Raw genomic sequence first — 20,445 nt, forward strand, 5'->3', positions numbered from 1 at the left:
CCTTCTCTTGTTCGAGTCTCGGTCGACTGTTGCCAACCCCGGCTGTGACGTGCCATACTCATCATACAAGAACGAACGTTCTTCCTTACTCGAAGGAGAGTGACTTTGAACTCTACATCCGGTCCGCCCGCGGACGACACGACGTCGAACAGCGTCGAACTCGACACACCCGATGAGAGCAAGATGACGAAGCTCGCGAGCGCCTCGATCCTCGCGACCGCCCTCGAATGGTTCGACTTCCTCATCTATTCGACTGCCTCAGCCCTGGTGTTCGGACACATCTTCTTCCCCTCGCTCGAAGGCGCCTTGGGCACGATCGCCTCATTCGGCACGCTCGCCGTCGGCTTCATCGCGCGACCGCTCGGCGGAATCATCGCCGGAGCTCTCGGCGATCGACTCGGACGCAAGGGTCCGCTTGTCGCATCCATGGTCATCATGGGCCTCGCCACCGCCTCCATCGGACTGCTGCCGGGCTACGACACGATCGGCATCTGGGCACCCATCCTGCTCGTCAGCGCTCGTCTCATCCAGGGGCTCGGAGTGGGCGCACAATGGGGCGGCGCAACACTGCTGCTGACCGAACACTCCCCCATCAGACGGCGTGGCTACTACGGCTCCCTGGTCCAGCTCGGCACCGTCGCCGGGATCATCATCGGCAATGCGTTCTTCCTCGGCATCCTGCTCTTCGTCGATTCGGACGCGTTCATCTCCTGGGGCTGGCGGGTGCCCTTCCTGTCCGGTCTGCTGCTCGTCGCGGTCGGCATCTTCGTCCAGTTGAAGATCGAAGAGACGCCCGTCTTCAAGTCGATGCAGGCGAAGGCCAAGGCCGAAACCGCTGACAAGGACATGCCCAAGGTGCCCCTGTTGAGCGCCATTCGCAAGTATTGGCCTCAGATCTTCCAGGCGGCCGGAGCCTTCTTCGTCGTCAACGGCACGTTCTACGTCATGATCTCCGGGATGCTCTCCTACGGCACCGCCAATGTCGGTCTCTCACAGACGACGATGATCATGATCGTCTGCCTCGCCGTTGCCACCCAGATCTTCACGATCCCGTTCTTCGGGTCATGGTCGGACCGCCACGGCCGTCGCAAAATATTCCTCCTGGGCACCGTGCTCATGGCCGTCTGGGCGTTTCCGTTCTTCTGGCTCGTCGACACCGGCAATCCGGTCCTCGTCGCTCTCGCCCTCGTCATCGGACTCACACTGCACGCCATGATGTTCGGCCCGCAGGCGGCACTCTTCGCGGAGATGTTCCCCGCCGACGTCCGGTACTTCGGAGCCTCGCTCGGATTCCAGCTCGCCAGCGTCTTCGCCGGTGGACTCGCGCCCATGATCATGGTGTCCCTCATCGAAGCCACGGGAACCTCGGCGAGCGTGTCGGTCTACATCATCGTCATGGCCGCAATCACGTTCATCGCCGTCTACACGATCAGGGAACGGTTCCAAGCCAATCTGCACGAGACCTCACGCGACATCGCAGAACGGACGGCTCGTGAAGAGGAGGTCGCACATGCCTGAACAGACCCCCACACTCGAAGAGCGCATTGCACACCTCGAAGACATCCAGGAGATCGGGCAGCTTCGCGCCCGCTACTGTCAGGCACTCGATGACGGCCATTGGAATGCGCTGGCCGACACGTTCACCGACGACGGAGCATTCGTCGGGCTCTCCACCGCCCGGGGACGCGAGGAGATGCTCGAGTTCTTCCCGACGCTCAACTCGACGACCGTCACCTCGTGGTGGCATTTCAGCTCGAATGAGACCGTCGACATCGACGGCGACTGGGCCACCGGCACGACATGGCTGCTCCAGCCCTGCGTCGTCGATGGCGAATCTCAGTTGGCCGCCGGACGGTATGACGACACGATGATCCGCACCGCAGATGGATGGAGGTTCAGCGAACGCAAGGTCTCGTTCTTCTTCTGGTCCTCTCTCGATGCCGGATGGGATGCCGCACGATTCACATTTCCTCCCGCAGTCGGGGCCGCCGATGAGCGCACCATGGAAAGAGCCGAGAATGCTCCATCGGCCTGAATCACGCCCGCCTCTGGGCGCTGCTGTGATCACGACCGGCGGCCTCGGGACTGCCGGCGGCCTCGGGACGACCATCGGCACGCACGAGACCGAATACGAGGTCGACCTGCATATCGGCGAGTTCGGTGGGCGAGAGCCTGCCATCGGGTCGATACCAGGTGGACATCGAGTTGCAGAGAGTGACGACTCCGCGCGTCGCCGAACCGATATCGCGCACATCGCACACTCCGACGTCGTGCCCGTCGGCGATCGCATCGCGAAAGACCGTTTCCGTCCGATCTCGCTGGGCCACCACCTCGGCGCGGTTCTGCCCCTCGAGGTAGCGGAACTCGGTGATGCCCACCACGGAGGCCTGAGGTCGAGCGATGATGAAGTCGACGTACGCCCGCACTGCGGCTTCGAGCCTGGCCAACGGCGAATCGCCGGCCGCGAGCACCGCCTCTTCGAGGGAGTCGGCCAGAGTCCGGCCGGTGTCTTCGAGGACGAATTCGAGGATCTCGCTCTTCGAGCCGAAGTAGTTGTACAGGTTCGACAGCGAGGTCCCGGCTGCCTTGGCGATCTCACGTGTCGAAGCTCCGTGGAACCCCTTCGCAGACAACACTCCGAGTGCCGCTTCGACGACCGTCCCACGATCGATGAATCGCGGCGCAGCCCGTCTCTTCTCTCCCATGGGCACCAATCTTCTCACATGCAACTTCGGAAGGAATCGCAATGACACAGCCCCTCACTCCTGGTCAGCAGCTGCTTGCTGACACCGAGTCACTCACCCCGGGCTCACCACTTGCCGCGGCCGACTCCGTGGCAAGCAGAATCATCGACGAGATCGGCGGCTCGGCAAGTCTGCTCTCCGCCGACCTCGACCTGAAGACGCCGTCCGCTGCTGCCCCGAGCGAGGATCCGATGACCGCCGAGGCAGTCGTCACAGCGGTCCTCCCCGGTCGCGGCACGACGCTGCGCACCGAGGTGACAGCGCACCTGGCCGGCGGCGGCGTCGACGGCTCCGTGCTGAGGTTCGCATTCGCCTCCGAGCCCGACGACTCTGCCACCGTATCCGGTCTGCTGTGCCCGGCCGGCAAAGAGTGGAACGCCGAACTCCGCACACGCCTCAGCGCCGACGAGGAGTTCGCTCGCCTCATCGAGACATACGACGGAACCATCGGCCTGTCGATCGGCGCCCGCCCCGTGCACATTCGCTGCTACCGAGGGCAGGTCCTCGAGGTCGTGAGTCGCGCCGTCAAGGGCGCGGACTTCGTCCTCGACATCCCCGGAGAGGTCTTCATCGACCTCATGACGTCACAGCAGAACACCTTCATGGAGACCGCGATGCTCGGCCGGATGAAGTCCTCGGGGTCCGGCTACGAATACCTGCGCATGACGAGCGCGCTCATCCGCATCGTCGATCACGCCCGCGGCCTCGCCGCCGCCGCCGGATACGCCGGTGCACACACGAGCGCCGACGAGCGCACAGAGGTGGCCTGAGATGACAACCCTGACCGAGACTCCCACAACCGTTCCTGCCGGTGTCACCACACTGCGTGCGCACCAGCTCGTCATCAACGACCGCATCGCCTTCGTCGAGGACTGGGGCGATGGGGACGCAACACCGCTGCTTGCGCTCCACACCGCCGGCCAGAGCGGAGTGCAGTACAGCCACGTGGCCGCAGACCTCGCCGCCCTCGGCTACCGCGTCATCGTCCCCGACTTCCCCGGCCACGGACGTTCCGAACCCTCTGTCGACGGACCGGTGACCGACCTCGGCGACTATGCGCAGTTCGCGCTCACCGTCCTCGACCAGCTCGGGATCGACCGATTCGTCGTCGTCGGCTGCTCGATCGGCGGCAAGATCACGATCGATCTCGCCGTAAGAGCAGGTGATCGCATCCAGGCAGCGATCGCGATGGCCGCCGGAGCCGACTCGGGAAACGTCTCCATCCGCGGGCTGACGCGCGAACTCGTCGACATCTCGACCCCATCGCGCGGCGACCGCACCTATTGGGGCACCCGCGCCGTCGTCGGCTCGGCCGTCACTGAGGAACGTCGCTCCCTCATCGCCGCCATGCACTGCCGCGAAGACCCCATCGTGTCGAACTCGGACCTGATCGGCTGGGGCAGACACGACGTCCGCGCCGGCCTTCCGGACATCGCATGTCCGACCATTCTCGTCGCCGGTGAGGACGACCTCTGGATCGACGCCGAGGCGATCCGCCGCGACGCCGAGTCCATCCCTCGAGGATCATTCACCTTCCTCCCCGGAATCGGGCACTATCCGATGGAGGAGATGACCGATTTCGCCAACCAGGTCGACGCATGGGTGCGCGACCTGGGCCAGACCGACGAAGGAACGGAGACAGTTCGCTCATGACCTCTTCAGACATCACTCTCTACGGCCACCTCCAGGAATGGGCCGCAGCCGAACCACAGCGCACTGCTCTCCTCGATCCGGTTCCTGCGAGCATTGAGCAGACGGGGCTCGAGCACGGGCATGTGCGTGTCACGGTCACCGACCTGCTGACCCGTGCGGACCAGTTCGCGGCCCTCCTCGCCGCACACGAGGTGGGCGACGGCGACTGCGTAGCCGTTTGGCTGCCCAGCTGGGCGGACACCTACGCATGGCAGTTCGCCGCCTCCGCACGTGGGGCACATGTCATCGGCGTGAACACTCGATACAACGTCGCCGAGGTCGGCCACGTCCTGACCAAGGCTCGGCCGCGCGCCCTCGTGATGGCGCACGGATTCCGCGGCCTCGACTTCCTGTCAACGGCAACGCAGGCAGTCGCCGAGGCGCAGGCGGAGGCTCCCGTCGACTCGCAGCAGCCCTTCGTTCCGCCCGTTGCCTTCGTGTGGCCTGTGCCGGGGGCATCCGACGATCCTGTCGCCACCGACTACGACTTGGGTTCGGGTGCTGTGACGGTGCCGGCGGAGACCTCTCCCGAGGCCGCCGCCCCGCCTCCGGCTGCTCCCAGCGCCGATCGCCTCTCCGTTGCCTTCACCACCTCGGGATCCACCGGAATGCCGAAGCTGGCGGCTCACCGCGAAAGCGCGGTCGTCTCCCACTCACAGCACGTGGCTGCTCGCGTCGGATACGCCCCCGGCGATGTCCTGGTCGAGCCACTCCCCTATTCCGGGGTCTTCGGATACTCGGCGGGAATGGGAGCGCTGTTCGGCGGTGCCGCAGTTCTTCTCCACCCCGTCTTCGATGAGCACGAACTTGTGTCGGCATGGAACGCATTCGGCGGTACGCATTTCGTCGGAGCCGACGACATGCTCTCCCGTGTACGCCGTGTCTGCGAAGACACCGGGACACGCCTCGATTCGTGGAAGTGGGCCGGAGTGGCCGATTTCCAAGGCATGTCAGCAGACATTGCCCACTGGGCCGCCGAGTCGTTCGGTACTCGTACCGTCGGAGTCTATGGCTCGTCCGAGGTCTTCGCCCTCACCGCGTTCTGGCCGACCGACACGCGGGAGGAGCTTCGATACTCGGGTGGGGGCCGCCTCGTCGACCCTGCCTATGACTACCGGATCGTCGACCCGCTCTCCAACGAACCTGTCCCTTCCGGCTCGGAGGGCGAGGTCCAACTGCGCGGCGCGAACGTCGTCGACCACTACCTCGGCGATACGGGCGAAGGTGCGAAGAACTTCGCCGGCAACGGCTGGTTCTCCACCGGCGACCTCGGCCGGGCTCAGGGGCCTGAAGCGTTCGAGTACGTGTGTCGAATGGGCGATGTCATCCGCCTGCGCGGATTTCTCGTCGACCCGGCGGAGATCGAATTCCACCTCATCACACATGACGACGTCGAACTCGTGAAGGTCGTCGCCCGCACCGACGAATCGGGGGCACCTGAAGTCGTTGCCTTCGTCCAGCCGGTACCTGGTTCTGCTCCGGATCCGACGGAGATCCGGCAGTACTGCAAACAGCGGCTGGCCAGCTTCAAGGTGCCCACCGAGGTCCGCCTCGTTGAGACCATGCCTGTGACCGCGGGGACCAACGGTTCGAAGATCAAGGCGGCGGTGCTGCGCGAATGGGCCGCCCAGCCGATGGAAGCCACGGAAGTGCTCGCTTCCAGAACATCTAAGGAGAATCACCATGACACATAAGCCACGTCCGCGCCCGGATACCCCGCATTTCATGACCGAGGAGAGGCAGGAGATCCAGGCCCTGGCGCGCGAGTTCGCCCGTGACGTCGTCCTCCCGATCGCCGATGAACTCGATCCCGTCGAGGGACAGTTCCCCGAGTCGATGGTCACGCAGATGGCCGAGATGGGCTTCTTCGGCATCCTCATCCCCGAAGAATACGGCGGCCTCGGCCTCGGCGTCTTCGAATACTGCCTCGTGGCCGAAGAGCTCTCCCGCGCCTGGATGAGTGTGGGCGGTTTGTTGGCGCGCGGCAACGGCATGGGCGGCAACTTCTCACCCGAACAGGAAGCCCGCCTGTTGCCGAAGGTCGCCACCGGGGAATACCTGGGTGCCTTCGCCCTGTCCGAAGCCGAGGCCGGCTCCGATGTCGCCAACATCCGCTGCAAAGCCACCCGGGCCGATGACGGTGGGTGGGTGATCAACGGCACGAAGATGTGGTGTACCTATGCCGACCAAGCCGACTACCTCATCCTCTTCGCCCGCACCAGTACGGATGAGGCCAAACGCCACCGGGGGATCTCGGCATTCCTCGTGGAGAAACCCCGTGGCGAGTTTCCTGTCGGCATGTCGGGGACTGCGGTGAAGAAGATCGGCTACTTCGGGTGGAAGACCTGGGATGTGGCCTTCGATGACTTCCACCTGCCCGCCGACGCACTGTTGGGTGAGGAAGACCGTGGGTTCTACCAGGCGGTGTCCGGCCTTGAGGTCGGGCGTGCCCACACCGCAGCGAGGTCGATCGGTCTGGCACAGGCGGCACTCGAGGACTCGATCGCGTATTTGAAGCAGCGTGAGCAGTTCGGACACCCTCTGGCGGAGTTCCAGCATCTGCGATTCAAGGTCGCGGACATGGCTGCCCAGATCGAGGCGAGTCGGGCGTTGATGTATCACGTGTGCACACAGATCGACTCCGGTGCCCGGTGTGACAAAGAAGCGGCGATGGTGAAGTACCTGGCGGCCGAGATGGCGGAGACGGTCACCTCGGAGGCGGTCCAGATCCATGGCGGTGCCGGATACACGAAGGACTTCGCCGTCGAACGCCACTGGCGCGATGCCCGGCTGACGAAGATCTTCGAAGGATCGTCAGAGATCCAGATGCGCATCATCTCCGACGAACTGCTCGGACGCTGACGCAGCTGTTCAGACAGCCAACAACCTTTCAGGAGGAAGAATGTCGAGAAACATTGTCATCTGCGAGCCGGTCAGGTCCGCCGTCGGCGGATTCGGCGGCCAGTTCAAGCACCTGCCGCCCGAAGAGCTCGGACGTCAGACCCTCGAAGCACTGATCACCAAGTCCGGCCTGGAGGCCGATGTCGTCGACGACGTCATCCTAGGCAACTGCTACCCCACGATGGAAGCCCCCGCCATCGGCCGAGTCGTGGCACTCAACGCCGGCCTTCCCGTGACCACGCCGGGCCGTCAGGTTGATCGCCGCTGCGGGTCGGGACTGCAGGCCATCGCCGACGGCCATGCGATGATCAACGCCGGCTTCGCCGATGTCGTCATCGCCGGCGGAGTCGAGACCATGAGCCGCGGTGCCTTCTTCAACGAAGAGATCCGCTGGGGCGTCAAAGGCACTGGAATCGATCTCAAGGACAGCCTGGCCCGCGGGCGTGTCACCGCAGGGGGCACGAACTACCCCGTTCCCGGCGGGATGATCGAGACCGCCGAGAATCTGCGAGCCGAGTACGGCATCCCACGACAGGAGCAGGACGAATTCGCCGTCGAATCCCACCGGAAGGCCGCCGCGGCAACGGACAGCGGCCGGTTCGGAGACGAGATCGTGCCCGTCACGGTACCCGCACACAGGAAGACCCCTGAACAGGTCATCACCCGTGACGAACACATCCGGCCAGATGCGAACGTGGAATCCTTGTCTCGACTGCGTCCCATCCTCCAGACCTCGGATGCGGAAGCGACCGTGACGGCCGGCAACGCCTCAGGACAGAACGACGGGGCCGCCCTCTGCATCATCGCCACCGAAGAGAAGGCCCGTGAACTGGGTCTGCGCGTCTTCGCCCGCATGGTCGGCTGGGCCGTCGCAGGTGTACCGCCGAAGACGATGGGAATCGGCCCTGTGCCCGCCGTGGCCAAGGCACTCGAACACGCAGAGCTGACGCTGGGCGACATGGATCTCATCGAGCTCAACGAAGCCTTCGCCTCTCAGGCTCTGGCCTGCACCAGAGAATGGGAACTGAGCGCGAATGACTTCGCGCAGCGTTTCAACGTCAACGGCTCCGGAATCTCCTTGGGCCACCCCGTCGGCGCGACCGGCGGCCGCATTCTGGCCACGCTGCTGCACGAGATGAGACGACGCGACTCACGCTACGGAGTCGAGACGATGTGCATCGGCGGCGGACAGGGCATGGCCGCGGTCTTCGAGAATATGAGCCGCTGAGCTCAGAGGGTGAAGCCGGCGGGGAACGGGTCGGACGGGTCGAGCATGTACTGGGCGGTGCCCGTCAGCCAGGCGCTGCCCGTGATCGTGGGGATGACAGCCGCGTGGCCGCCCACGGTCGTCTCCTCGACCAGGCGCCCGGTGAACGAGGTGCCGATGAAGGACTTGTTGGTGAAATCCGTGTTCAGGTCCAGCTCACCGCGGGCATGCCGGACGGCCATGAGAGCGCTCGTGCCGGTTCCACCCGGTGAGCGGTCCAACCATCCGGGAGCATTGATGAGCACGTGGCGCGCGCCGGGGCCGCCCTGCACGGCACCTGGCTCGGCGTTCGCCTCCGGAGCCAGGAACACCACGTGCTCGCAGCCGCGATACCCCGTCTCCGGATGCACGGGTTCCATCTGCTCATTGACCGCGGCCATGATGTCCCGACCGGCGGCGATGAAATCCTCGGCACGGTCACGCTCGAAGGGAATGCCGACTCCCCCATCCGAACGACCGACCTCCTCGGCGGACACGAACGCATAGAAGTTGCCGCCGAAGCCGATATCGCATAAGAGCTCGCCGCGTCCGGGCACCTCGACGATCCGGTCGAGCGCGTGGGAGTAGGAGGCGACATTGACGATGGTCACGGATTCCGCCCGACCATCCTGCACAGCCACCTCGGCGGCGATGAGGCCGATCGGAGTGTCGAGTCGCACGGTCGTCACCGGCGAAGTCACGGGCACCATACCGGTCTCCACGAGGACGGTGGCGACGGCGATGGTGCCGGCACCGCACATCGGGAGCACACCGGTGACCTCGATGAACAGGACGCCCCAGTCCGCGTCATCACGCGTCGGCGGCTGCAGGATCGCACCGGAGAGCCAGCTGCTGCCGCGAGGTTCGCACATGAGGAAGGTGCGCAGCTCATCGGAGTTCTCGATGAACCAAGCTCGGCGCTCGGCCATCGTCGCACCGGGGAAGACTCCGACTCCCCCGGTGACGATCCGCACAGGGAGCCCTTCGGTATGGGCTTCGACGGTCTGGATGAGACGGTTCGTGCGGATCGCTGATCAGCCTTTCGAGCCCTCGGACTGGTCCTTCTTCAGGATGACGCGGTAGCCCAGGCGAGGATCGAAGCCGTGGATCTCTCGGGTGTCGAGGGCGGACATGAAGTCGAGCACCTCGGCGGTGATGACCTGGCCGGGCACGAGCACCGGGAATCCCGGCGGGTACGGGGTGACGAACCCGGCGGAGACCGGCACGTCACCGGATTCGATCCGGCGGCGCAGCTCGTGCGGGAGCACGTGCTCGATGTTCCAGCGACGCAGTCCCGCATAGTAGGCCGTGCGCAGGTCACCGTCGGGCAACTGCGTCGAGGGACCCTCGGCGGGAACCTCGGCCGCGTACTCGGGCGCGAAGGCGCTGAAGTCGGGCAGCGGCGGCATCACTGCGGCAGGCTCGGTCAGGGCGTCCTCGGACCGGATCTCGTGCGGATCGTTGAACTTCCCCGCCAGCTTGACGAGGACCTCGATGAGATAGGCCACGGCCGACCGGGAAGTGCCGATGTTCGTCATGAACAGCACCGTGTTGCGGCTCGTCTTGTTGACCTGGATGCCGTACCGATCCATGAGGTGTTCGTGCTTGAACGTGTCCCCATCGACGCCGGTGCCGCTGATCTCGACGGTGATGCGGCTCGGGTCGACGACGAACTCGTCCGTCGCCCACGCATTCCAGAAGGTCGCCAGACCGTCTCGCAACGGCATCGTCCGCTCGGTCTGCCGGTACTCGTCCGGGATGAGATCGGCGGCGGTGAGCACACGGAACGTCTTCTTCAGCAGCGGGTGGCGTGAGACCGCCGACGCCAGGCTCATCGCCAGGTCGAGCTGTTTCTGAACGAGGGCGAAGCCTTCCATCTCGACCTGTCGACGCCCCAGATCCAAGGAGGCGAGGATCTGATAGTTCGGTGAGGTCGAGGTGTGTGTCATGTACGCCTCGTGGAAGGACTCCTCGGCACCGTGGGCGAATTCCTGATCGTAGACGTGGATCATCGACCCCTGCCGCAGGGAGGTCAGGGTCTTGTGCGTCGACTGGGTCGCATACACGCGGATCCGCGCATCCGGCGGCGGCAGCAGCGACTCGTTCAGCCATGCCTCGTCGGGTGCGGGTTCGCCGGTATCGGCATCGAAGAGACGCTTCCGCTGCTCCCGGTACGCCGTGGTGTGGGCGTCCGTGGCCAGACGGTCCTCGAGGTGCTCGGCGGCGACCATGGCGGTGCGCTTGCGGGTGACCGGGTGGAAGCGGGCGAAGGCGAACCATGCCTCGTCCCACAGGAATACGAGGTCCGGCTTGATCGCCAGGCACTCGGCCATGACCTTCTCCGGGTCGTAGACGATCCCGTCGAAGGTGCAGTTGGTCAGGGTGATCATCCGCACCTCGTCGAGGCGACCGGCGGCTCGGTAGTCCAGCAGGAGCGCCTTGATCCGGTTCAGCGGCACGGCACCGTAGAAGGCGACGTCGTTGAGGGGGTAGGCCTCGAGGTAGGCGGTCCTGGCTCCCGTGAGCATGAGGGCATGGTGGTGGGACTTGTGACAGTTGCGGTCGACCATGACGACCTCGTCGGGCGAGACGATTGCCTGGTGGACGATCTTGTTCGCCGTCGACGTGCCGTTCGTGACGAAGTAGGTGCGCTTGGCACCGAAGGCCCGCGCGGCCAGGGACTGCGCCTTCTTGATCGTGCCCACCGGCGCGAGCAGGGAGTCGAGCTCACCCGAGGTGGCGCTGGTTTCGGCAAGCAGCAGGTTGAGCCCGTAGAAGTCGACGAAGTCGCTGATCCACTTCGAGCCCACGACCGATCCCCCGCGGGAGACGGGCAGCGCGTGGAAGACGCCGGCAGGCCGACGTGCGTGTTCCCGGATGGCGGTGAAGAACGGCGTGTCATAGAGGTGCTGGGCACGACGCAGCAGCGACAGGTGGAGTTCGAACTGGTCCTCCCGACGGAAGACGCGCCGGAACCGATGGGTCATCGCACCGGCCAGGTTCTCGATATGGGCACCGGCCATGAGGTAGAGGTCGAGCTCCGGGCGCAGACCGGCCAGAGTGTCGGCCAGGCGCAGCACGCGACGCACCGAGTTCAGCGGGCTCATCGGGGTCGTCGGCGAGTTCGCTGTGCCCTCGTGGGCGAGCGCGACGGCGTTGCGCAGATCGCGGCTGAGCACCTGCCGGGTCCGGTCGGTGAATCCGGGGCGGATGACGCAGGCGAGCAGGTTCGGGTTCGTCAGCGCCGCGGCCACGGCGTCATCGGCGGTGGGGACGATGACGTAGTCGTAGATGAACTGGTCGGAGGCATTGCGCAGCTTGAGCAGATCGGTGTGCAGCTCATCGCGGCCGCCCTCGGTGGTCTCGTCGACGATGAGGACCTCGAAGCGGGGGCGCGGATCCTGCCGGTCCTTGTGCTCGGCGCGCTCTTCGTCGGTGAGATCGTCCTCGGGGACGTCGGGCACGGTGGTCCCGCGCAGTCGGTTGACCGCCCGAGTGATCATGTCGTGGGCCCGATCGAATTCGCCGTTCGAGAGCAGTTCGGCGATGTCCTCGACGTAGCGCTGGCCGAATCCGCCCCAGTACAGTTCGATCGTCTTCAGCGACCGCAGCGAACGCCACACCTCACCGTCGGCGGCGATCATCGAGAAGTCCCCGCCGCTGATGGCCAGCCGCTTGATCGCGAACTTCAGGTACTCCCACGCATCGGAGCGCAGACGCCAGGTGCTCGCAGGCATCCCCGGGTCGCGTTCGAGCTGGGACTTCTTCGGCCGAGACCGGAACCCGCTCTCCGATTCCTCCGAGTCCAACTGCTTTCGGGGCGTGCCTCCGGCGGCTGACGGTCCAGGCATGAAAGCCGCCTGTGCCGAGTGTTCGTCGGAGTCGATGCCGGTCATACTAAAGCCTCCTGGCGATGAAGTATCTCGTTGTCGAGCGATCCCTGCGGAATCCGTTGTGCCAAGATCATACGGCGTTGCGCGACCGAATGTTCAACGGTCCGCCCACATGAGACAAAAGAATGATAAGCATGAAGCCATGGACAACTCAGCGCCACTTTCCGCCGGCCATCTCCTCGTCAAGGAGCTCGAAGCCCACGGTGTCCAGCGTTCCTATCTGGTCCCCGGCGAGTCCTACCTCGACGTGCTCGACGGCCTCCACGACTCGACCATCGCCCCCATCGTCTGCCGGCAGGAGGGTGGGGCCGGCTACATGGCCGTCGCCGAGGGCCGGATGACCGGCATCCCGGGAATCGCCATGGTCACGCGCGGTCCCGGAGCCTCGAACGTCATGGTCTCCGTGCACACCGCGTTTCAGGACGCGACCCCGCTCGTCGTGTTCGTCGGCCTCATCCCCACCGTCGCACGCGGTCGCGAGTCCTTCCAGGAGTTCGACCTGAACGGGTGGTTCTCGACCACGACGAAGAAGGTACTGACCCTCGACGACCCGGACAAGGCCGCCGAGGTGGTCGCCGACGCCATGCACACCGCCGTGACCGGCCGCCCGGGTCCCGTCGTCGTGGGCCTGCCCGAAGAGGTGCTCGTGGAGGCCAGCGACGGGAGCGTGCTGGCACCGCGCACACACGGATCCGCCGCACCGTATGGCGGCGACGTGACCGAGCTGCGGGCCCGCATCCTGCAGGCCGATCGGCCCGTTCTCGTCATCGGGGGCGAGGACTGGTCACCGGCGACCTCCCGCCGGATCGCCCAATGGTCACGCGACCGGGGCCTCGGCGTCATCGGCACCTTCCGCGCCTACGACGGCATCGACCACGACTCCCCCAATTTCCTCGGCATCCTCGGCTTCGGTGCCTCCCAGGTCGCGAAGAGGACCTTCGCCGAGGCTGACCTGCACATCTTCCTCGGCTGTGTCCGCACGGATGTGGCCACCGAATCCTTCACGATCGGCACCGACCCCAAGACCGTCGTGATCGGTCCCGACCCGGATGCCCACGGACACTTCGGCGGCCTCGACCAGCACATCGTCACCTCGGTCAACCGCTTCGCCCAGGCTCTGTTCACCGCCGACGGCTCACGTGCGTATTCGGTGGCCTCCGACGGGTCGATCGACGAACCCGCCGTCGGCGATGAGCACCTGGCCACAGATGATGAGCCGGTGCCGCTGCCCGAATGGATCCGCGATGCCCGCGCCGAACTCGAGGATTGGCGGGTGCCGACACCCACCTCGGCGGGTATCGGCACTGATTTGGACGGCTCAGGCTCGACCGACACCTTCGTCGATATGGACGAGGCGTTCGTCCACGTGAAGGAGCTGCTGCCGGACAACGCGATCATCACCTACGGGGCCGGGAACTTCTCCGGCTGGGCCACCCGATTCCTGCCCACCCACGGCTTCCCCTCGGTGCTCGGGCCTCGGAACGGGTCGATGGGCTTCGGCCTCCCGGCCGCCGTCGCCGCCGGGCTCGTCCACCCCGAAAGGTCCGTGTTCTGCATCGCCGGGGACGGGGACTTCCTCATGAACGGCCAGGAGTTCGCCACCGCGGTGCAGTACGGGGTCAACCTCACGGTCGTCGTCAATGACAACTCGGTCTACGGCACGATCCGCGGCCACCAGGACCGCGAGTACCCCGGCCGCCCATCGGGAACGGCCCTGTCCAGCCCCGACTTCGCCGCCCTGGCCACGGCCTTCGGCGGCCTGGGACTCACGGTCGAGGCCACCGAGGACTTCCGGACCGCGTTCGAGAACGCGCTCGCGCACGAGGGTCCGGCCCTCATCCGATGCCTCACCGACCCCACGATCCGCGGAGCCCGGGCGTGAGTGGGCACGCCGGTCTCAGCCCCTCTGCCACTGTGCGCACCCCGCAACGGTCGGCAAGTCTGCCTCGAAATTTCGCTCGAGATCAAGCAGAACTTGCCGACCGTCGGGTGTCCAGCCCGCTAACCCCTGTGAACCATAAGGTGACTCCATGAACATCGACGCGATCTTCACCGATCTCGACGCCCACACGCTCGACCCTGCGCGTCCGCGGGCACAGAAGATCGGCGTCTTCGCCGGACGCATCATCGGCTTCGACGAGGAGCTCGACGGCATCACCGCCGATCGCGTCGAGTCCCTGGACGGGGCGACCGTACTGCCGGGCTTCAACGACGTCCACTGCCACACCGCGTGGTTCGGGCTGACCCTGGCGTCGATCGATGTCACCGCGCTGCCCGGCGGGCTGCCCGATGTCTACGCCGCACTCGAGAAGGCGGCCGCGACGACGCCGGCCGGTGAGTGGATCAACGCCACCGGCTACGCCCACCGCGACTACGACGGGCAGTACCCCGAACTGTCCCGCCTCGACGAGATCACGGGCGAGCGCCCGCTGTTCATGCGCCAGACCTCCGGACACGCGGCCATCGTCAACACCGAGGCGATGCGGCAGGCGGGCATCCTCGAGGCCGACTTCACCGAGCCGGTCGGAGGCAAGGTCGTCCGTGATGCGGCCGGCCATCCCACCGGGCTGCTCGAAGAGACCGCGCAGGCGCTCGTCCAGGACCTCATCCGCCCGTACTCACTCGACACGATCGTCGAGGCCATCGACTTGGCGACCGCGTACTACGCGAAGGAGGGCATCACCTCCTTCGGCGACTGCGGCATCGCCTACGGCTGGATCGGCCACTCCCCCATCGAGATCACCGCATACCTGCGCGCCCGCGAACAGGGCAAGCTGCGTGCCCGCGGTCAGCTCATGCCCCAAGCCGACGGCCTCCACGAGATCGCCGCGAACTCGGCCGACGGCTTCGGCATCGGCCTCGACGCAGGGGTGCGGACCGGCCTCGGCGATGAGTTCATCTCGCTGGGTCCGGTCAAGTTCTTCATGGACGGTGCTCTGAGCGGCGAGACCGCCGCCCTGCGAGAGAACTACGTCGGCAAGGACCATCCCGGCTACCTGCAGGCCGACGCCGAGGCTCTGCGCAAGCAGATCCTCGACACCTACGCCTCCGGATGGTCCGTCGCCGTTCACGCAATCGGCGATGCGGCCGTGGACGCAGCCGTGGCCAACATCGTCGACGCTCAGGCCAGATACGGTCGCCGGGCCGTGCCCAACCGGATCGAACACGCGGGCATCGTCCACGACGAGCACCTGCGCACCCTGGCCGACAACGGCATCGTCGTCACCCCGCAGGCAGCATTCGCCGACGGCATCGGGGACGGGATGAACGCCTCGCTGGGTCCCGAGCGCAGGCCGCTGCTCTACCGTGCGAAGTCCTTCGTCGACGCGGGGATCATGGTACCCGGCAGCTCGGATCGGCCCTGCGCCGACGGCAATGTGCTGCGCGGGATCGAGGCCTATGTGACTCGTAAGACCCGCGCCGGCGACGTCATGGGCGCCGCCGGCGAGTCTCTGACTCCCGACGAGGCGATCGCCGCCTACACCTCGGTCGCCGCCGAAGCCTCCGGACAGGGTGCGGACAGGGGAACGCTGACCCGCGGGAAGCTCGCGGACTTCGTCGCGCTGGGTGCCCACCCCGCCGAGGTGGCCCCCGACGAAATCTCACAGATCCCGGTCCGCGCCACAGTCCTCGGCGGCCGGTTCACCCACGACGCGCGCTGAATTTCCGCGCCGCAGAGCTCTGCACAGAGACTCAGCAACCCCGCGGACGCTTGAGCCCTCCAGTCCCAGCAACCCTCCGGGCGCTGAGCAACCTCTCTGCAGGTTGCTCGGTGACCGGAGGGTTGCCAAGTTGGTGCGGCGAGGTCCTCATCGGGAGAAGTCGAGGTCGGTGAGCACCTTCTCAAAGATGCCCAGGCCGGTTTCGAGATCCTCTTCGCTGATGTTGATCGGCGGGACCACGTGCAGCCGGTGGTAGTTGTTGAAGGGCACCACTCCGTGTTCCTTGAGCGCAGCCACCACCGAGGCGACCTCGGGAGATCCTCCGCCGTAGGGAGCCAGAGGCTCGCGGGATTCCTTGTCCCAGACGAGTTCGATCGCCCAGAAGGCGCCGACCCCGCGGACCTCGCCGACGTGCTTCGAATTCTCGGCGATCTGGCGCAGCCTGGGCCCGATGATCTCCTCACCGATGCGCTCGGCGTGCTCCATCATGCCCTCGGAACCCATCGCCTTCATGGCGGCCACTGCCGCAGCGCAGGCCAGCGGATGGCCGGAGTAGGTGAGTCCGCCGGGGTAGGGTCTCCGGGCGAATGAGGCGTAGATCGCATCGTCCATGATCACACCGCCCAGCGGCACATAGCCGGAGTTGACGCCCTTGGCGAAGGTGATGATGTCGGGCACGACGTCGAAGTGTTCGAAGGCGAACCATCTGCCGGTCCGACCGAAGCCGGCCATCACCTCGTCGGCGATGTAGACGATGTCGTGCTTGTCGCACAGTGCCCGCACTCCCCGCATGTAGTCGCTGCCGGGCAGCATGATGCCGGCTGTGCCGGGGATGGTCTCGAGGATGATCGCGGCGATCGTCGACGGTCCCTCGAGTTCGATGGTGCGCTCGAGGTGGCGCAGGGCACGTTCGGTCTCCTCCGCCTCGGTGGTGGCAGAGAACTCGGATCGGTAGAGGAAGGGGCCGAAGAAGTGGACGACTCCGGAATCGCCGAGGTCGTGGGACCAGCGGCGCGGGTCGCCGGTGACGTTGACGGCCGTCTCGGTGCCGCCGTGATAGGAGCGATAGCGGGAGAGGACCTTGTGCTTGCCGGTGTGCAGCCGGGCCATGCGGATCGCGTGCTCGTTCGCGTCTGCCCCGCCGTTGGTGAAGAACACATGGTCGAGACCGGCCGGGGTGCGGTCGGTGATGAGCCGGGCGGCCTCCGACCGGGCCGCATTGACGGTCGCCGGGCTGATGGTGCACAGCAGGTCCGCCTGGTCCTTGATCGCCTGGACCACCGCCGGATGCTGATGCCCGATGTTGGTGTTGACCAGCTGGCAGGAGAAGTCCAGGTAGGACCGGCCTTCACCATCGACGATGTGCGAGCCCTGCGCCCGGGAGACGGTCATCGGGTCGATGAGTTCCTGCGCCGACCACGAGTGGAATACGTGGGCTCGGTCGAGTTCGTAGGCCCTGGCGGACTCGTCCTTGATCGCTGAGATCTCAGCCTCACTGAGCTGCTGCACAACACATCACCCTTTCACCATTGTTCAGGCAATCGCCACTCGGCGTGGCTTCGCGCATCGAGCGCTTGTCCGCTCATCGTAGATCAGATTCCGGTCGAACTGTTCGAGTCCGTGGTCTTCGGTAGAGTGACCGGCATGCCCTACCGGACGATCACCGCCCCCGCTGAGACCGAGATCGAGATCAAGAAGTCACGCTTCATCGGGTTCGTCGCTCCGGTCGCCGACGAGGCAGAGGCCAGGGAGGTCATCGCCGAACGCAGGAACTCCCATCCGAAGGCTCGCCATCACTGCACGGCTTTCGTCCTCGACCCGGATTCACGCACACAGCGCTTCAGTGATGACGGCGAGCCGGCGGGCACTGCTGGGGCACCGATCCTCGACGTCGTCTCCGGGCACGAGCTGACCTTCGTCGTCGCGGTTGTGACCAGGTACTTCGGGGGAACTCTGCTGGGCGCGGGAGGACTCGTGCGCGCTTACGGACAAGCCACCTCGGCGGCATTGGACTCGGCACACGTCGTGACGAAGCATGAGCTGGTGCCGGTGCAAGCCGTGCTCGACTACGCCCAGGCCAACGCCTTGGATCGGGCGGCCGGGAACCGAGGATGGACGACGCGGGCTCGGTACGGGGCCGACGTGGAGATCGACATGATGGTCCCCGTCGCCGAGGTGGATGCCGCCCTGGCGATATACGCCGACGTCACCGCCGGACAGGCAGAGCCGACCGTCGGTGACGTCGAATGGGCGTGATCAGCGCTGAACTGACCTGTGCCGGAGAGATCAGTCCAGAGTTGCGATCTTTGCGACCTGAGCATTGGTGAGCATGACGAGATCCTCGGGACGGATCTCGATCTCGAGGCCGCGACGGCCCGCAGAGACGAAGACCGAGGAATGCTCGAGTGCGGTGCGGTCGATGACGACCGGCACGGCATGGCGCTGCCCGAACGGCGAGACGCCGCCGACGGGGTAGCCGGTGCGGCGCTCGGTCTCGGCCACGCCTGCCAGCTGGGCCTTCTTCGATCCGCGTGCGGAGGAGAGGCCCTTGAGGTCGAGCTGACCGGAGACGGGAACCAGGGCGGTGACGGGTGCGCCGTCGACCTGGATCATGAGGGTCTTGAACACCTGATCGGAGCCGACGCCGAGCTTGTCGGCGGCTTCGGAGCCGTAACGGCGGGTGCTCGGATCGTGATCGAAGCTGTGCAGGGTGTAATCGATGCCTGCCAGGTTGAGTACACGGACGGCCGGGGTAGCCGCGCTCGTCGGTTTGGATGCCACTGTCATAAAGGGGTCGTGCCTCCTGCCCGTGCTTCGGCGCGGAGCGCTGGACATTTCTGCCCGGGCCGGTGGCCCCTGCGCTCCCGCGTCGATACGGACGGAATGTTGTATCGAATGCTGATGGGTTACCCGCCCACAATAAGCGAAGTCCGGGCTCATACGCCAATCAAACTCGCTGATCGAAGGACTGGAAACCACCTGCGACCTGCAGTGACGCGCGTTGCGCCACGGGCTGGCGTCCGCGGCGGCCGGGATTGGCCTCCGCTTGACGGGAGGGTCTGACGCGCGTTCACCCGGCGGGTCTGGGACCCGTTGTGCCCGCCGGATCTGGCGTCAGCCCCAGCCGATCTCGTGGAGTCGTTCGTCATCGATTCCATAAAAGTGTGCGATCTCGTGGACGATGGTGACGACCATTTCACTGCGCAGATGGTCGCGGTCGTCGGCGAAGGCGATGAGGTTGTCGCGGTAGAGGAAGATGTTGTCCGGCAGCTCGAGGCCGGAGATGCCGCGCTCGCCCACCGGCGTCCCCTCGTAGAGTCCCAGCAGATGGGGGTTGCCGTCCTCCGGACGGTCCTCGACGAAGAGTGCGACATTGTCCAGCTCGTCCGTGACACCTGCAGGAAGGTCATCAAGCGCCTCATCGAGGATCGCTTCGAACTCTTCTTCACTGAGGTATTCCATACGTCCCACTCTAACGGGCGAGCCTCCGGGTGCCCTGAGACTGCGGCGCCGACTGCGCCAATGCACCACTGCGCGGCAGGCGCGGGCAGTGCAGCCGTGAGCGTGGGCAGCGTTGCCGTGAGGGTGGGCAGTGGGCAGGGTTGCCGTGAGTGTGGGCAAACGGTCGATTACGCCGACATTTTCGACCGAATGCCCACTATGACGGCGCCGTGCCCGCGGTGGCGCCGTGCCCGCGGTGGCGGCGCGGGACTCGGGCGCGATCGGACAGCCGATCAGACGGCCGACCCGACAGCCGCTGGAGCAATGGAATCGGTGTGACGGAGGACACTGGATATCGTTTTGCATTCAGCAAAACGGTTGGGATAAGCTTAACGTCGTTGCCCCGGGGAATCCGAGGACAACCTGGGCCCCCATCGTCTAGAGGCCTAGGACACCGCCCTTTCACGGCGGCGACACGGGTTCGAATCCCGTTGGGGGTACGGTGTAAGATTGGAAAATCCGACACCACAACAGATAGAATAGTTACACCAGTTTGGCCCTGTAGCGCAGTTGGTTAGCGCGCCGCCCTGTCACGGCGGAGGTCGCCGGTTCGAGTCCGGTCAGGGTCGCGGAGCAAAAGGCTCTTCTTCGGAAGGGCCTTTGTTTCTCTCAGCGTGCTTCGGCATGTTGACGGCCCGGCTCTGTAGCTCAGTTGGTAGAGCGTTCGACTGAAAATCGAAAGGTCACCGGATCGACGCCGGTCGGAGCCACAGCACAGAAGAACCCTCGAATTTCTACGGAGATTCGGGGGTTTTCTCTGTCCCGGCAGGGCATCTTCTCCTATTATGTACTAACGTACTGTTCGG

Annotated in this window: 16 protein-coding genes and 3 tRNA genes; 13 read left to right on the forward strand and 6 right to left on the reverse strand. The window is 65.6% G+C overall.

Features of this window, described 5'->3' with window-relative positions; genetic code table 11:
* The first annotated feature begins 105 nt into the window (after positions 1 to 105).
* Together BKA07_RS18030 and BKA07_RS18035 are read left to right on the forward strand one after the other, a co-directional pair.
* Positions 106 to 1,518 carry an MFS transporter gene (locus BKA07_RS18030; RefSeq protein WP_209044026.1) on the forward strand — a complete coding sequence of 471 codons (1,413 nt, stop codon included), beginning with the start codon at positions 106 to 108 and terminating at the stop codon, positions 1,516 to 1,518.
* Positions 1,511 to 2,035 carry a nuclear transport factor 2 family protein gene (locus tag BKA07_RS18035; RefSeq protein ID WP_167952426.1) on the forward strand — a complete coding sequence of 175 codons (525 nt, stop codon included), beginning with the start codon at positions 1,511 to 1,513 and terminating at the stop codon, positions 2,033 to 2,035. Before BKA07_RS18030 ends, BKA07_RS18035 begins: the two co-directional genes overlap by 8 nt.
* Position 2,036: 1 nt before the next feature.
* Here BKA07_RS18035 and BKA07_RS18040 read toward each other — a convergent pair whose 3' ends face one another.
* On the reverse strand, positions 2,037 to 2,705 hold the full coding sequence (locus tag BKA07_RS18040) for a TetR/AcrR family transcriptional regulator (protein ID WP_167952428.1): 669 nt from the start codon (positions 2,703 to 2,705) through the stop codon (positions 2,037 to 2,039).
* 41 nt (positions 2,706 to 2,746) lie between these two features.
* Between BKA07_RS18040 and BKA07_RS18045 the strand changes: the two genes are divergently transcribed.
* The 5 genes from BKA07_RS18045 to BKA07_RS18065 are packed head-to-tail and all read left to right on the forward strand — an operon-like array spanning position 2,747 to position 8,565.
* Complete coding sequence (locus BKA07_RS18045) at positions 2,747 to 3,514, forward strand: hypothetical protein (RefSeq protein WP_167952430.1); 768 nt, start codon at positions 2,747 to 2,749, stop codon at positions 3,512 to 3,514.
* 1 nt (position 3,515) lies between these two features.
* On the forward strand, positions 3,516 to 4,397 hold the full coding sequence (locus BKA07_RS18050; protein ID WP_167952432.1) for an alpha/beta fold hydrolase: 882 nt from the start codon (positions 3,516 to 3,518) through the stop codon (positions 4,395 to 4,397).
* A complete protein-coding gene (locus tag BKA07_RS18055; protein WP_167952433.1) occupies positions 4,394 to 6,130 on the forward strand; it encodes an AMP-binding protein in 1,737 nt (578 codons plus the stop codon). Before BKA07_RS18050 ends, BKA07_RS18055 begins: the two co-directional genes overlap by 4 nt.
* Positions 6,120 to 7,298: an acyl-CoA dehydrogenase family protein gene (locus tag BKA07_RS18060; protein WP_167952435.1), complete on the forward strand. Its 1,179-nt coding sequence runs from the start codon at positions 6,120 to 6,122 to the stop codon at positions 7,296 to 7,298. Before BKA07_RS18055 ends, BKA07_RS18060 begins: the two co-directional genes overlap by 11 nt.
* A 40-nt stretch (positions 7,299 to 7,338) precedes the next feature.
* Positions 7,339 to 8,565, forward strand: coding sequence for an acetyl-CoA C-acetyltransferase (locus tag BKA07_RS18065; RefSeq protein ID WP_167952437.1), 1,227 nt, complete (start codon positions 7,339 to 7,341; stop codon positions 8,563 to 8,565).
* Positions 8,566 to 8,567: 2 nt separating this feature from the next.
* Here BKA07_RS18065 and BKA07_RS18070 read toward each other — a convergent pair whose 3' ends face one another.
* Together BKA07_RS18070 and BKA07_RS18075 are read right to left on the reverse strand one after the other, a co-directional pair.
* Positions 8,568 to 9,611, reverse strand: a complete 1,044-nt coding sequence (locus BKA07_RS18070) for a proline racemase family protein (protein WP_167953386.1) — start codon at positions 9,609 to 9,611, stop codon at positions 8,568 to 8,570.
* Between the two features lie 6 nt (positions 9,612 to 9,617).
* Positions 9,618 to 12,479 (reverse strand): aminotransferase class I/II-fold pyridoxal phosphate-dependent enzyme, encoded by a 2,862-nt coding sequence (locus BKA07_RS18075; protein WP_167952438.1) that lies wholly within the window; start codon positions 12,477 to 12,479, stop codon positions 9,618 to 9,620.
* A gap of 139 nt (positions 12,480 to 12,618) precedes the next feature.
* Here BKA07_RS18075 and BKA07_RS18080 point away from each other — a divergent pair, with 139 nt between their 5' ends.
* Both BKA07_RS18080 and BKA07_RS18085 read left to right on the forward strand, forming a co-directional pair.
* Positions 12,619 to 14,358, forward strand: a complete 1,740-nt coding sequence (locus BKA07_RS18080) for a thiamine pyrophosphate-dependent enzyme (RefSeq protein WP_167952439.1) — start codon at positions 12,619 to 12,621, stop codon at positions 14,356 to 14,358.
* Positions 14,359 to 14,506: 148 nt separating this feature from the next.
* A complete protein-coding gene (locus tag BKA07_RS18085) occupies positions 14,507 to 16,138 on the forward strand; it encodes an amidohydrolase (protein ID WP_167952440.1) in 1,632 nt (543 codons plus the stop codon).
* 147 nt (positions 16,139 to 16,285) lie between these two features.
* Here BKA07_RS18085 and BKA07_RS18090 read toward each other — a convergent pair whose 3' ends face one another.
* Positions 16,286 to 17,647: an aminotransferase class III-fold pyridoxal phosphate-dependent enzyme gene (locus BKA07_RS18090; protein WP_167952441.1), complete on the reverse strand. Its 1,362-nt coding sequence runs from the start codon at positions 17,645 to 17,647 to the stop codon at positions 16,286 to 16,288.
* Between the two features lie 135 nt (positions 17,648 to 17,782).
* Between BKA07_RS18090 and BKA07_RS18095 the strand changes: the two genes are divergently transcribed.
* Positions 17,783 to 18,394: a YigZ family protein gene (locus BKA07_RS18095; RefSeq protein WP_167952442.1), complete on the forward strand. Its 612-nt coding sequence runs from the start codon at positions 17,783 to 17,785 to the stop codon at positions 18,392 to 18,394.
* A 30-nt stretch (positions 18,395 to 18,424) separates the two neighbouring features.
* On the opposite strand, the gene ybaK is transcribed toward BKA07_RS18095, so the two are convergent.
* Positions 18,425 to 18,925, reverse strand: coding sequence for a Cys-tRNA(Pro) deacylase (ybaK, locus tag BKA07_RS18100; RefSeq protein ID WP_167952443.1), 501 nt, complete (start codon positions 18,923 to 18,925; stop codon positions 18,425 to 18,427).
* A gap of 327 nt (positions 18,926 to 19,252) precedes the next feature.
* Positions 19,253 to 19,600 (reverse strand): metallopeptidase family protein, encoded by a 348-nt coding sequence (locus tag BKA07_RS18105; protein ID WP_167952444.1) that lies wholly within the window; start codon positions 19,598 to 19,600, stop codon positions 19,253 to 19,255.
* Positions 19,601 to 20,006: 406 nt separating this feature from the next.
* On the opposite strand from BKA07_RS18105, the gene BKA07_RS18110 reads away from it, so the two are divergent.
* The 3 genes from BKA07_RS18110 (at position 20,007) to BKA07_RS18120 (ending at position 20,349) form a co-directional block, all read left to right on the forward strand.
* Positions 20,007 to 20,079, forward strand: a tRNA-Glu gene (locus BKA07_RS18110).
* 55 nt (positions 20,080 to 20,134) lie between these two features.
* Positions 20,135 to 20,208, forward strand: a tRNA-Asp gene (locus BKA07_RS18115).
* Between the two features lie 68 nt (positions 20,209 to 20,276).
* A tRNA-Phe gene (locus BKA07_RS18120) sits at positions 20,277 to 20,349 on the forward strand.
* Positions 20,350 to 20,445: the final 96 nt, after the last annotated feature.

The organism is Brevibacterium marinum (assembly GCF_011927955.1).
GTDB lineage: Bacteria > Actinomycetota > Actinomycetes > Actinomycetales > Brevibacteriaceae > Brevibacterium > Brevibacterium marinum.

Excerpts from the sequence above, each read along its gene's own strand:
- BKA07_RS18095 (WP_167952442.1), top strand. The coding sequence starts at position 17,783 with ATGCCCTACCGGACGATCACCGCCCCCGCTGAGACCGAGATCGAGATC.
- BKA07_RS18065 (WP_167952437.1), top strand. The coding sequence starts at position 7,339 with ATGTCGAGAAACATTGTCATCTGCGAGCCGGTCAGGTCCGCCGTCGGC.
- BKA07_RS18050 (WP_167952432.1), top strand. The coding sequence starts at position 3,516 with ATGACAACCCTGACCGAGACTCCCACAACCGTTCCTGCCGGTGTCACC.
- BKA07_RS18045 (WP_167952430.1), top strand. The coding sequence starts at position 2,747 with ATGACACAGCCCCTCACTCCTGGTCAGCAGCTGCTTGCTGACACCGAG.
- BKA07_RS18085 (WP_167952440.1), top strand. The coding sequence starts at position 14,507 with ATGAACATCGACGCGATCTTCACCGATCTCGACGCCCACACGCTCGAC.
- BKA07_RS18040 (WP_167952428.1), bottom strand. The coding sequence starts at position 2,705 with ATGGGAGAGAAGAGACGGGCTGCGCCGCGATTCATCGATCGTGGGACG.
- BKA07_RS18080 (WP_167952439.1), top strand. The coding sequence starts at position 12,619 with ATGGACAACTCAGCGCCACTTTCCGCCGGCCATCTCCTCGTCAAGGAG.
- BKA07_RS18055 (WP_167952433.1), top strand. The coding sequence starts at position 4,394 with ATGACCTCTTCAGACATCACTCTCTACGGCCACCTCCAGGAATGGGCC.
- BKA07_RS18105 (WP_167952444.1), bottom strand. The coding sequence starts at position 19,600 with ATGGAATACCTCAGTGAAGAAGAGTTCGAAGCGATCCTCGATGAGGCG.
- ybaK (WP_167952443.1), bottom strand. The coding sequence starts at position 18,925 with ATGACAGTGGCATCCAAACCGACGAGCGCGGCTACCCCGGCCGTCCGT.
- BKA07_RS18060 (WP_167952435.1), top strand. The coding sequence starts at position 6,120 with ATGACACATAAGCCACGTCCGCGCCCGGATACCCCGCATTTCATGACC.
- BKA07_RS18035 (WP_167952426.1), top strand. The coding sequence starts at position 1,511 with ATGCCTGAACAGACCCCCACACTCGAAGAGCGCATTGCACACCTCGAA.
- BKA07_RS18075 (WP_167952438.1), bottom strand. The coding sequence starts at position 12,479 with ATGACCGGCATCGACTCCGACGAACACTCGGCACAGGCGGCTTTCATG.